Origin of the sequence: Cnuella takakiae (assembly GCF_001953305.1) — a bacterium.
Lineage (GTDB): Bacteria > Bacteroidota > Bacteroidia > Chitinophagales > Chitinophagaceae > Flavisolibacter > Flavisolibacter takakiae.
This window is the reverse complement of record NZ_MTFE01000010.1, coordinates 2,092,097-2,104,560: the sequence shown is the minus strand read 5'-3', so window position 1 is coordinate 2,104,560 and position 12,464 is coordinate 2,092,097. Positions and strand designations below refer to the sequence as shown.

The following is a 12,464-nucleotide window of genomic DNA, read 5'->3' as shown; positions in this document are numbered from 1 at the left end:
GGCCCCCCGAGGTTTAGAAAACAAAAAGGCCGCACATGATTCATGTGCGGCCTTGCTATTTTAGAAAACCTATAAGGTTTTTAAAACCTTATAGGTTTATCCTGATTACTTACCAAACTGCCTGCGGATCAGGTTCAGCGCCGAGCCGGCCTTAAACCATTCGATCTGCTGCAGGTTGTAGGTGTGGTTCACAGGGAAGCTGTCGGTAGTACCGTCCTTGTGGGTCAGTACCACGGTGAGCTGCTTGCCGGGAGCAAACTCGGTCAGGCCCAGGATGTCGATGGTATCGTCTTCCTGTACTTTCTCGTAGTCTTCCTTGTTGGCAAAGGTCAAGCCCAGCATACCCTGCTTTTTCAGGTTGGTTTCGTGGATCCGGGCAAAGCTTTTTACTAGGATGGCACGTACCCCGAGGTGGCGGGGTTCCATGGCAGCGTGTTCGCGGCTGGAGCCTTCACCATAGTTCTCATCACCTACCACTACCGAACCAAGGCCAGCTGCCTTGTAAGCACGCTGGGTGCCAGGCACGGTACCGTATTCGCCGGTCAGGCTATTCTTCACGCTGTCGGTCTGGCCATTGAAATAGTTAACGGCACCGATGAGCATGTTGTTGGAAATATTATCCAGGTGACCACGGAACTTCAGCCAGGGACCAGCCATGGAGATGTGGTCGGTAGTGCACTTGCCTTTAGCCTTGATCAGCAGCTTCAGCCCTTTCAGGTCGGTACCTTCCCAGGCGGGGAAAGGCGACAACAGCTGGAGGCGGGTGCTTTCGGGGCTTACCGCCACTTCCACACCTTCACCGCTTTCGGCAGGCGCCTGGTAACCGGGATCCTCAACAGAGAAGCCCTGGGGCGGCAGTTCAAAACCACTGGGTTCGTCCAGCATTACCTCTTCACCTGCTTCGTTCACCAGTTTATCGGTAAGGGGGTTGAACGACAGGCGGCCGGCAATGGCGTAAGCGGTAACGATTTCAGGCGAAGCCACGAAAGCGTGGGTAGAAGCCAGACCGTCGTTGCGCTTGGCAAAGTTGCGGTTGAAAGAAGTAACGATGGTGTTCTTGCGGCTGGGGTCGTCGATATGACGGGCCCACTGGCCGATGCAGGGACCGCAGGCGTTGGCCATTACCACGCCACCAATCTGGTCGAAGGTACCCAGGTAACCATCTTTTTCAATGGTATAGCGTACCACTTCCGAACCGGGGGTAATGGTGAACTCGCTGGCGGTTTTCAGGCCTTTGGCTTTTGCCTGAGCGGCAATGGAAGCCGAGCGGCTGATGTCTTCGTAAGAAGAGTTGGTGCAGGAACCGATCAGGGCAACCTCTACCGCATCGGGCCAGCCATTTTCGGCAACGGCAGCAGCCATCTGCGAAATGGGGGTAGCCAGGTCAGGCGTGAAAGGTCCGTTTACATAAGGCTCCAGTTCGTCGAGGTTGATCTCGATCAGCTGGTCGTAGTATTTGGCAGCATCAGCATAAACCTCAGCGTCGGGACGCAGGTGTTCGCGTACTTCGTCGGCAGCAGCAGCTACTTCAGCACGGCCGGTAACTTTCAGGTAGTCGGCCATTTTTTGGTCGTAGGCAAACAGCGAGCAGGTAGCACCAATTTCAGCACCCATGTTACAAATGGTTGCTTTACCGGTACAGCTCAGGCTGTCGGCGCCCTCGCCAAAATATTCAACAATGGCACCGGTACCACCTTTTACGGTGAGGATACCAGCCACTTTCAGGATTACGTCTTTTGCAGAGGTCCAGCCGCTCATTTTGCCGGTCAGTTTTACACCAATCAGCTTGGGCATTTTAAGCTCCCAGGGCAGTCCGGCCATTACGTCCACCGCATCGGCACCACCTACACCAATGGCAATCATACCGAGGCCGCCGGCGTTGGGGGTGTGCGAATCGGTACCGATCATCATACCGCCGGGGAAAGCATAGTTTTCAAGTACCACCTGGTGGATGATACCAGCGCCGGGTTTCCAGAATCCGATACCGTATTTATTGGAAATAGAAGACAGGAAGTCGTACACCTCGCGGTTGGTGTCGATGGCAGCCTGCAGGTCGGTGGTAGCACCCACCTTGGCCTGGATCAGGTGATCGCAGTGTACGGTAGAAGGTACCGCCACGCGGTCGCGGCCGCAGGTATCAAACTGCAACAGGGCCATCTGTGCGGTGGCATCCTGCATGGCTACGCGATCCGGAGCAAAGTCTACATAGTCTTTACCCCGCTCAAAAGCCTGGGTAGCGGGTTTATAGGCGTGTGCGTACAGAATTTTTTCTGCCAGTGTCAGCGGCCTGTTCAGCAGCTGGCGGGCGGCGTGCACCTTCGACGGCAGGTCGGAGTAGACTTTCTTGATCAGATCCAGGTCAAAAAGCATGACGGTCCTTGTTTATGCGTTAGAAAATAGACAGGCATTGAGTTTGCAGCGAAATGCCCGGGTAGTTTTAAAGTGGGGCAAATGTAACAAAAAGCAGGCATTGTTTTCCGACCCATTAGCGCTGTTGTAAACATCAAAAAAAAACTAAATTAGCATTATGAACCGGCTCAAAACCTTTATCGAATGGCAGGCCTTTGGCGTGTGTGCTGCTGTTGGCGAAAAGATGGGTATAGCCACCAGCCGTATCCGGATGTGGTTCATGTACATTTCCTTTCTCACCCTTGGCTCACCCATCATTGTATATATGGTGCTGGCCTTCTGGATGAACATCAAGCGGTATATGCTGGCAGCGCGCAGGAATCCCTTGCGCTACTTATAAACCCACCCAATGACCACCTTTACCTATAAGCTAAGCTCTTACCACAATTTTCTGGAGGGCTTTGCCCGCTTTTTGGGCATCGCTACCACCAACCACGAGCTAAGGCTGCCCGACAGCCTGGGCGAAGGCTTTATGAAAGCCTACTCCTTCAATGGAATTGACGCCCTGGTGTACAACATGACCCTGTACAAGGACCTGTTGCTGAAAAGGGAAAAGGATGGTTCCGAATTTTACACCCTCAACTACGATGAGATTTCCAGCCTCACAGGGGTGCGCCTTTCCATCAACGATGAAACCTTCAGTACCGAAGAACACCGCAACAGCTATCTCTACCTTACCTCTTCGCTATTTGAAATGGACAGCCTGCTGCAAAAAGAAGTACCGGTAAAAGGCATCCGTATCTTCTTGCCTGTAGCCTGGTTGAAGCAATACCTGCAGATATCGGAAAAAGAAGATGTACTGGAACAATACATCCGGCTGAAAACAAATGGCATCTGGCAGAAAATGATTGACCTGGAAACCCGCACCATTGTGCTGGACCTGCTCTCCGATCAATCGCTGACGCTGCTGGCTTTCCAGAACAGGGTGTTGCGGATGGTGGAAATATTCTTTGACTGGCTGTACAAGGAAATGCAACTGCATCCCGGCGCCAAGCCCCTCAGCCGCACCGATATCCTTGCGGCCCGCAAGATAGAATCCCTCCTTACCACCGATGTGACGGTGCTCCCCCCCACCATCCGCGAAATGAGCCGGCAGTTTGCCATGAGCGAAAGCAAGCTCAAAAAAGTGTTCAAAACCGTATTTGGCCTGCCCCCTTATGAGTACTATCAAAAGAACAGGATGCAAAAAGCACGGCAACTGCTGATCTCCGGCAACTACTCCATCAAGGATGTGGGGTATACCCTTGGCTATTCCAATTTGAGCAATTTCACGCTGGCATTTAAAAAAGAGTTTGGCAAACTGCCCAGTGAGGTGCTGAAAGAAGGGAAGTAAAATACAGCCCCCTGTCTCCCTGAAGGGGGAACTTAGGCCGGCGAGGCCGATAGTTTTGCCAAACGCAATTAAGCTTACAGTATTGATGGGAACACGGATGAAAGAGATTGGAACAGATTTCCGTATTCATCCGTCCCATCCGTGTTCCCATTATGTCCAAAGTAAATAATGAACCTCCCAAACAACAAAGCCACTCCGCACAGAGTGGCTTTGTTGTTTAAAAGGATGTTTGACCTAAGCTCGCCTTTCAGGGGGACAGGGGGTATAATTTTTAAAGAAGCTTCTTTAATTGATCGATTACCTGGTCAATCTCCTCCTTCGTGTTGAACTTCGAAAAAGAAAAACGCACGGTCACCTTTTCATCGCCGGGATGAAGCGCAGCAATCACATGCGAACCCACGCTGGCGCCGCTGCTGCAGGCGCTGCCACCCGATACGCAGATATTGTTGATGTCCATGTTGAATAACAGGAACTCCGCCTTTTCCGTTTTCGGGAAAGAAGCGCTTAGCACGGTATACAGGCCATTGGCGGTACAGTTGAACGATACACCGGGAACATGGGCTTGCAGTTGCTCCATCATGTATTGCTTCAGCTCCCGAATGTATTGGCTGTCCTTTTCATAATGGGCCATGGCCAACTCCAGTGCCTTGGCAAAGCCAACGATCCCATACACGTTCTCGGTGCCGGCCCGCATGTTGCGTTCCTGGCCACCGCCAAAGATGAAGGGTTTGATGCGTACCCGGTCGCTTACATACAGGATACCCACACCTTTAGGCCCGTGAAACTTGTGGCCGGCACCCGAGATAAAATGTACAAATAGCTTATCGAGGTTGATGGGATAGTGCCCAACAGTCTGCACACAATCGGAATGGAAATAAGCGCCATACTGCTCGCACAACTTGCCTACTTCCTCAATGGGCAGCAACACGCCTACTTCATTATTGGCATGCATCAGCGATACCAGCGTTGGTACGGCTGCTTCTTTTTGCTTTGCCAGTTGTGCCTCCAGGTCGGCCAGGTTTACGCTGCCATCTCCATTCAGTTGCACGAAACTTAAGGAAACAGATCCGCCCTGTGCAAAGTGCTCCACCGTATGCAACACCGCATGGTGCTCGATAGCCGAGGTAATGATATGCCGCACACCCAGGTCGCGGATGGAAGCAGCAATAGCGGTATTGTTGCTTTCCGTGCCACCACTGGTAAAAAAGATCTCACCGGGATGGGCACCCAGCATTTTGGCTACCGCCTTGCGGGCATTTTCAATGGCCAGCCTTGTTTCGCGGCCATAAGAGTAGATGGAAGAAGGATTGCCAAAATGATTTTGCAGGTAGGGCATCATAGCCTCCAGCACCTGCGGGTCGAGGGGGGTGGTGGCGGCGTTGTCGAGGTATATACGGTTCATGGGGAAGAGCTACAAGCTGTTAGCTGCAGGCTGCAAGCCGTAAACCTTTGCATTAAAAGTTCACGGCTTGCAGCAACATTCGTTATGATTAAGAAAAGCTAGTAGCCAGCAGCTAACAGCTAGTAGCCTGAAGCCATCAGATGGCCTCCCTGATATCCTGCATCAGCCTGTTGGCAATATTATTCGCCGTGGTCTCAAATGAGCTTTCGGCATAGATGCGGATAATGGGTTCGGTATTGGAAGTACGCAGGTGCACCCAATCGGTATCGAACTCGATCTTCAGACCGTCTTCGGTGTTGATGGGATTATTCTTGTACTTTGTTTGAATCTTATCAAAGATCAGCTGCACGTTCAGGCCGTTCTCCAGCTCGATCTTGTTTTTGGAAATAAAATAATCGGGGTAGTTGCGGCGGAAAGACTTGAGGCCTTTTTTAAAATTGGCAAAATGCGACAGGAAGAGCGCAATGCCAATCAGGGCATCGCGGCCATAATGGAAATCGGGAACGATGATGCCACCGTTGCCTTCGCCGCCAATCACGGCGTTCACTTCTTTCATTTTCTTTACCACGTTCACCTCTCCCACTGCCGAAGGGAAGTACTCGCCACCATTCTTAATGGTAATTTCCTTAAGCGCCTTGGTGCTGCTCATATTGCTCACGGTATTGCCTACCCTATTTTGCAGGATATAATCGGCAACCGCCACCAGGGTGTACTCCTCGCCAAACATGCTGCCGTCCTCGCATACAAAACAAAGGCGGTCAACATCGGGGTCAACGGCAATACCGAAGTCGGCATTTTGCTTCACCACCTCGGTGCTCAGTGCCGAAAGGTGCTGCGGCAGGGGCTCGGGGTTGTGTACAAAACGGCCTGAGTTGTCGCCATGCAGCACAATCACGTTTTCAATACCCAGCGCATGGAGCAGTTGGGGCACGATGAGTGCTCCGGTGGAGTTGATGCAATCCACCACCACTTTGTAGTTCTTTGCAGCAATAGCCTCCCGGTTGGTGAGGGGGTATTGCAATACCAGGTCGATGTGCTTTTGCAGGTAAGTATCGTCGGTAGTAACCTTACCCAGTTTTTCAACCGAAGCAAAAACGATTTCCCCGCTGTCTGCACGACGCAGCAGTTCGGTGCCTACTTCGGCGGAAATAAATTCGCCTTCGCTGTTCAGCAGCTTCAGCGCATTCCATTCCTTGGGGTTGTGGCTGGCAGTGAGGATGATGCCGCCGTTGGCGCCTTCGGCCTTGGTGGCAATTTCCACCGTGGGGGTTGTGCTGTAACCCAGGTTCAGCACTTCTATGCCCAGGCCAATGAGGGTATTGATCACCAGGCCGCTCACCATGTCGCCACTGATACGGCCGTCGCGGCCAATCACCACCTTTACCGGTTGGCTTTTGTCGGGATTGGTTTCCACCAGGATGCTGCCAAAGGCGGCGGTGAATTTTACCACATCGATGGGAGAAAGGGTGTCGCCGGGCTTGCCGCCAATCGTTCCTCTGATACCGGAAATGCTCTTAATCAGTGCCACGTAGAAATGAAATTTTTGGGTGGCAAAAATACGTTTTTACCCCCGTACCCGGCCAGTTAAAAAAGGGGCACTTGTCCACAGCAGCCCATACTTTTGCAAAAACCCGAGATAAATGGCTGCAAACGAGTGGTATAAACAATGGTTTAATTCGCCCTTTTATCACCAGCTGTATTTCGGCCGCGATGCAGGGGAAGCAAGCCGTTTGGTAACCAATCTGTTGCAGCACCTGCAGCCCGCCGCCGGCAGCCTGATGCTGGACGTGGCCTGCGGCAAGGGCCGCCACAGCCGCCTGCTGGCCGAAGCAGGTTTTGATGTAACCGGAATTGATATTGCCCCCGACAGTATTGCCGAAGCCTCCCGGCAGGAAAAGGATAACCTGCACTTTTATGTGCACGACATGCGCCTGCCTTTTTGGATCAACTATTTCGACTACGCCTTCAACTTCTTTACTTCTTTCGGCTATTTTCCTACCCGTCGCGAACACGATGATGCCATGCGTACCATTGCGGCTTCGCTAAAAAAGGGCGGCACCGTGGTGTTCGATTACCTCAACGCACACTATGTAGAGGATCACCTGGTGCACAACGAGGAAAAGACCATTGGAGATGTGGTGTACGATATCCACCGCTGGCACGATGAAGAACATTTCTTTAAAAAGATCACCGTTAACGCCCCTTCCCTTTCCGGGCCGCTGGCGTACACTGAAAAAGTAGCCAAGTTTTCCCTTGGCGATTTTACCGATATGCTTTCTTTCCAGGGCTTACAGGTAACCGAAGTATTTGGTGATTATGACCTAAATGGATACGATGTGCGCAAAACCCCGAGGATGATTGTTTTGGCACAAAAGCAATGACAACACCGGAATGCTATGCTCCTATCTTAATTATAAGTTGCTACTGAGAAAGGACTGCGCGGAACAGCCACAAACCCTATCCAAAAACGGATTGACTAAGGTCGAAAAACAGCCGGGCCGTATCCAGCGACTGCTGGTAGGTAATGGGTTTGATGACGAAAGAATGTGCTCCTTTGGCCAGGCACTCATCCCTTTCTTTTGGATTCAAGGAGGTGGAATAAATCACCACGGTAATCCCTTCCCAACCGGGGGTAGATTTTATCATCTCAAGGGTTTGCCTGCCATTCAGCTTAGGCATATTGAGGTCGAGGACAATTAAGCGGGGAAGCTTTTGCTGCTCTTCGCAGTTTTTCAGGTACCTGATGGCGTCTTCACCATTTTCCGCAAAACCAATACGGTTGCCGAGGTTCAGCTGTTCAAAGGTATCCTGCAGCAGGGATCGGTCTTCAAGGTCGTCATCCACCATCAGTATGGCACGGTCATCAACTTGCATGTTCTTCGATTTCGGTAGGCAATGAAATAATAAAGGTGGCGCCTGCACCCGGGGTGCTCCGGGCGGTAATAGTGCCACCATGCAGCAATACAATCTTTTTACAAATAGCTAATCCCAGCCCGGTGCCCTTATACCTGTTGGATGAGTGCAGCCGCTGGAAAAGGGCAAACATCTGGGTCAAATATTTTTCATCAAAGCCAATGCCGTTATCCTGCACCCGCAGTTCTATACGGCCCTGGCTTTGCTGGCCCTCAATATGAATGTAGGGCGCTTCATCGTCTTTGGCATACTTGAGGGCATTACCCACAAGATTTTCGAACATCTGAATCAACATACCCTCATCACCCCTCACCATAGGTAGGGACCCGATTTCCAGAACGGCGCCTTTTTCCTGGATGGTCACCTCCAGGCTTTGCTGCACAAAATGCAGCACCCCTTCCAGGTTCACGGGTTTGAAATCGATGCGTTTACCTTCCACCTGCGAAAAGGAAAGCAGGTCGTGGATCAGCGAACGCATCCGCTGGGCTGCCGACTGCATGCTGTGGAGGTGCCCCCTACCTTTTTGGTCAATCACCTCCGAGTAGCGGCTGAGCAGATAATCGCTGAAAAAGCTGATTTTTCGGGTAGGCTCCTGCAGGTCGTGGGAAGCCACATAAGCAAACTGCTGGAGTTCCTGGTTGCTCCGGTTCAGTTCGGCAATATTTTCTTCGAGGGCAACTTGGTGCTCGCGCAGCTGCTGTTGCACCGCCTTTAGTTCCCGGTTGTCTTTGAGGGTTTCTTCTACCAGCTTTTGGGCATTGATATCGACGATATAGCCGATCCAGTTCAACAGCTTGCCGCCTTCATCGTACAGCGGCGACACGGAAGCCAGGTGCCAGTAATAATCTTCCTCGCCCTTGTGCCGCAGCCGGCACTGGGTACGAATGGTGGAAGCCCCCATGGACAGCTTATGCGACAGGATCACGGAGAAAGCATCGTAATCATCGGGATGGATTACCTCGCGCCATTTTGACTCGTTGAGCTGCGTCGCGGAGAATCCCGTAAAACGCTTCAGCCATTCGTTGGCATAAATCAGTTCGCCTTTATCGTTGAGGGAAAAAATAATGATGGGAAGCGCATTGGTAAGCGTCCGGTACTGGCTTTCGCTTTCCTGGAGCTTTTGCGCCAGTTTCTGCAACTGGTCATTCTTTTGTTTTATTTCCTCGTAAGGCGAAACTGCCTGCTCGTTGCGGAAAATAGAACGCCAGTCGTCCAGTTGGTTGATGCTTAATTTACTGCCATTGGGTATATAGTAAAACAACTCGATGGAAGACTCCGTGCCTGAAGTAGAGATATTGTACTTGTTCACCAGCCGCTTGGCATATTCAAGGCCTTCGTTGGGGTGGTGCGACAAATCCTTTTCATCAATTACGCGGGCAATCAGGTATTTATCCTTCTGCCCGCCGGTAACACCCAACACCAGGCAGCCGTTCTTACCATGTTCGATGGTACTGCGCGACACTTCGGACACCGCAGTGGCAAAGGTGGTTTGTGCCGAAAGGGTAAGGCCCGCCAGTTCAGCAAGCTTCATCGAGCGCTTGTGGGCCAGTATCAGGTCCATTTCGTTTTGCAAGGTCACCCTTGCCAACTCCTGGGATTTCATAGTGTTATTTTACAACTCACAATTGACATATCATCCGTGTTGCGGGCAAAATCCTTGAGCAGGGCTGTGTTCAGCACGCCAAGATCGTACCGCAAAATGCCTGGAAAACGCGCAAGGTCCCACTTGGAACGCAGGCCGTCGCTGCACATCAGCAGCAGTTGTCCGGGCTCGTAGGGAATCTCCTGGTCCTTCATGGTGTTGGGAATATTGAGCCCGATGATGCCATTATAAGGGCTGTGCACCCTTTGTTGACTCATACTGTAAAAACGGCTCATGATATTGCCCACACCGGCAATTTTCCAGGTGCGCTCTTTCAAATTCAAAAAAGCAAGGGTTCCCACCAGCCCCCTGGTGCGTTTAACCGAACTATTGATGTACCGGATATTTTCCACGGGGCTTTCCTCTGCGCAAAGCTTAAATGCATCGATAGCCGTTCGCGCAGCAAGGGCGGCCTCTTTTCCATGCCCAAGGCCATCGCCCAGGAAAAGCTTTATCTGATCTTTGGATTGCTTAAAATAAAACCCGTCGCCGCATTCTGTTTCGCCCGGTTTGGGCAGCAGCAGGGATTGCACCTCTACCCTTTCCAATTGGGTATCTGCCAGCGCCGGCTTATTGAAAATCCGGCTGAGGAGGATGGTGCCCCAGCCCTTCTGGGAAAACACCTGGCATTTGTCCGACAGCCGGCGGATGGCACCCAGCCCCTGCCCCAGAGTATTCTTGGTGGAGGTGCCGTCCTGCATCATCCGCGCTACATCCGACATGCCGGGGCCTTTGTCCATGCAAATTACTTCAACGCCCCTGGCTGTTTTGTTTTCAATAACACGGGCCATCAGCTCACCATCTACTGCATGCTTACCCAGATTGGAAACCATTTCGGCTACTACAATATCCAGCTCGCCCAAGCGGCTTGCCGACAGGCCGGCAACTACACCAAGGGCATGTACCTCCTTTTTCAGGATGGCGTAATAGCTCCGGTCGGAAGCATTGAAGCGCAGGTGCGTAGCATTAACCATTCTTCCACTTTATGATTGTCACAGTCGTTCCCTTGCCCACCGCGCTTTTGATATCAAATTCGCTGACCAGCCTTTTGGTACCCGGAAGCCCCAAACCAAGGCTTTTGCCCGTGGAGAAACCATCCTTCATTGCCTGCTGAATGTCTTTGATGCCCGGCCCCTTGTCGGAAAAGGTCAGCCGGATGCCATTTTCGCGGCCCTTGCTTACCGCTTCGATGAGGGCTTCGCCGCCGCCGCCATATTTCAGCATATTGCGCACCAGTTCGGAAGCTGCCGTAATGAGTTTGGTCTGGTTTACCAGGCTCATCCCGATTTTTACGGCATACTCCTTTACCCGGTTGCGGAAGGGCACCACATCCTGCTCCCGCTGGATGACCATCTTGTCCTTATTCAACACTACTATCATCCTGATCTTCCTCCAAGTCCTCGGAAGAACCAATTTTATGTTGTAACAGTGCCATGCCTTTTTCAACATTAAGGGCCGTGCTGACGCCTTTGAGTTCGAGGCCCAATTCGATCAGGGTAATGGCAACAGCTGGTTGCATGCCCACTACCACCGTTTCGGCATCCATGATCTTGCTCATGCTGCCGATATTGCCGATGATGCGGCCCATAAAAGAATCAACAATTGACAGGGCTGAGATATCTATCAATACGCCTCTAGCCCCGGTTTTGCTTACCATTTGCACGAGGTCACTTTCCAGGTTCAGGGCCAGGCGGTCGTAAAGATCCACCTGGATGGTTACCAATAAAAAGTTGCCCATCCGGAGGATCGGTATCCTATCCATAATTAGGGTGCTGTTTTATTTTTGGGATTTTCGTACCTCCAGGTTGATCATAGCAAAGGCATACTTCAACGCACTCGCCAGCGAAGCCTTGGTAACAATGTTGGAAAGATCAATGCCCAGGTGCACTACCGTTTGGGCAATTTCGGGACGGATGCCGCTGATAATGCATTCGGCACCCATCAGGCGGGTGGCACTAACGGTTTTAATCAGGTGTTGTGCCACCAGCGAATCAACAGCAGGAACACCCGAAATATCAAGGATGGCAATGCTGCTACCGGTGTCTACTATTTGCTGCAACAGGTTTTCCATTACTACCTGTGTGCGGGCACTGTCCAAAGTACCGATAATGGGCAAAGCAACGATGCCATCCCAAACGCGGATAACAGGGGTAGAGATTTCCGATATTTCGTCTGTCTGGCGCAGGATCACTTCCTCCCTTCCCTTGATAAAAGTTTCAAAAGTGGTGATGCCAAAGCTGTCCACCAGTTTGCTTATCCGCAGGGTAAAGTCATATAAAGTTTGGGGGTCGTTCTTGATCTCGTCCTGCAGTACTTTCAGCAGGGCGTCTTTCAAACCAAATATATAAATGCCCGTATCACGGGGCGAAAAACCCTGGCGGGCCCGGGATATTGAAATACCGGCCAGTATTTCCGTTACATCGTCAAATTCGGCAGATAACCCGTGTTCAAGGTTTTGGTTGTTAACCGTTTTTACGACGGCATCCAGGAGTTCTTCCGATTGTGCCCGGAGGTCGTCATTGCCCAAAAGGTCATCGCGCAGACTATCATTGGCCAACTGATTATTCATCCAATGCTCCAGGATTTGCTTCCTTTTCTTCTGCAGAAGCTTTGAAATTTCAACTTTCATGTGTGAGGGAGGGGTGCTAGGGGGTTGTTAGGATGCGTGTCATTGAGACGCAGCAAATATATACCTTAAACTCAAGGCATAATACCTATACCGGTGTAAGAATATCCACCTATCATCCTGTCCAATAATCTTTCCT

General features: G+C 51.4%; 12 protein-coding genes. 3 read left to right on the top strand and 9 right to left on the bottom strand.

From position 1 onward, the window contains the following. Nucleotides 1-105 precede the first annotated feature (105 nt). Nucleotides 106-2,370 carry an aconitate hydratase gene (locus BUE76_RS09265; protein WP_073042374.1) on the bottom strand — a complete coding sequence of 755 codons (2,265 nt, stop codon included), beginning with the start codon at nt 2,368-2,370 and terminating at the stop codon, nt 106-108. Between the two features lie 157 nt (nt 2,371-2,527). On the opposite strand from BUE76_RS09265, the gene BUE76_RS09260 reads away from it, so the two are divergent. After that, a complete protein-coding gene (locus tag BUE76_RS09260) occupies nt 2,528-2,749 on the top strand; it encodes a PspC domain-containing protein (protein WP_073042375.1) in 222 nt (73 codons plus the stop codon). A 9-nt stretch (nt 2,750-2,758) separates the two neighbouring features. Beyond that, on the top strand, nt 2,759-3,742 hold the full coding sequence (locus BUE76_RS09255) for a helix-turn-helix transcriptional regulator (protein WP_073042377.1): 984 nt from the start codon (nt 2,759-2,761) through the stop codon (nt 3,740-3,742). Between the two features lie 271 nt (nt 3,743-4,013). Here the strand turns inward: BUE76_RS09255 and BUE76_RS09250 are convergent, their stop codons facing one another. Next, nucleotides 4,014-5,144, bottom strand: coding sequence for a cysteine desulfurase family protein (locus tag BUE76_RS09250; RefSeq protein WP_073042379.1), 1,131 nt, complete (start codon nt 5,142-5,144; stop codon nt 4,014-4,016). Nucleotides 5,145-5,280: 136 nt separating this feature from the next. Further along, a complete protein-coding gene (gene glmM, locus BUE76_RS09245; protein WP_073042381.1) occupies nt 5,281-6,672 on the bottom strand; it encodes a phosphoglucosamine mutase in 1,392 nt (463 codons plus the stop codon). Between the two features lie 112 nt (nt 6,673-6,784). On the opposite strand from glmM, the gene BUE76_RS09240 reads away from it, so the two are divergent. Continuing rightward, the gene (locus BUE76_RS09240; protein ID WP_073042383.1) at nt 6,785-7,525 is read left to right on the top strand and encodes a class I SAM-dependent methyltransferase; all 741 of its coding nucleotides are present in this window, start codon (nt 6,785-6,787) and stop codon (nt 7,523-7,525) included. Between the two features lie 76 nt (nt 7,526-7,601). Here the strand turns inward: BUE76_RS09240 and BUE76_RS09235 are convergent, their stop codons facing one another. Genes BUE76_RS09235 through BUE76_RS09210 form a run of 6 tightly spaced genes read right to left on the bottom strand, consistent with a single transcriptional unit; the run spans nt 7,602 to nt 12,268 of the window. Then, a complete protein-coding gene (locus BUE76_RS09235; RefSeq protein WP_073042385.1) occupies nt 7,602-8,018 on the bottom strand; it encodes a response regulator in 417 nt (138 codons plus the stop codon). Beyond that, a complete protein-coding gene (locus BUE76_RS09230) occupies nt 8,008-9,660 on the bottom strand; it encodes an ATP-binding protein (protein WP_083596470.1) in 1,653 nt (550 codons plus the stop codon). The genes BUE76_RS09235 and BUE76_RS09230 overlap by 11 nt, the downstream gene beginning before the upstream one ends. Beyond that, on the bottom strand, nt 9,657-10,673 hold the full coding sequence (locus BUE76_RS09225) for a SpoIIE family protein phosphatase (RefSeq protein WP_073042387.1): 1,017 nt from the start codon (nt 10,671-10,673) through the stop codon (nt 9,657-9,659). The genes BUE76_RS09230 and BUE76_RS09225 overlap by 4 nt, the downstream gene beginning before the upstream one ends. Beyond that, the gene (locus tag BUE76_RS09220; RefSeq protein ID WP_073042389.1) at nt 10,666-11,079 is read right to left on the bottom strand and encodes an anti-sigma regulatory factor; all 414 of its coding nucleotides are present in this window, start codon (nt 11,077-11,079) and stop codon (nt 10,666-10,668) included. The genes BUE76_RS09225 and BUE76_RS09220 overlap by 8 nt, the downstream gene beginning before the upstream one ends. Further along, nucleotides 11,060-11,461 (bottom strand): STAS domain-containing protein, encoded by a 402-nt coding sequence (locus BUE76_RS09215; RefSeq protein WP_073042392.1) that lies wholly within the window; start codon nt 11,459-11,461, stop codon nt 11,060-11,062. The genes BUE76_RS09220 and BUE76_RS09215 overlap by 20 nt, the downstream gene beginning before the upstream one ends. A 15-nt stretch (nt 11,462-11,476) precedes the next feature. Next, complete coding sequence (locus BUE76_RS09210; protein WP_245798338.1) at nt 11,477-12,268, bottom strand: STAS domain-containing protein; 792 nt, start codon at nt 12,266-12,268, stop codon at nt 11,477-11,479. Nucleotides 12,269-12,464: the final 196 nt, after the last annotated feature.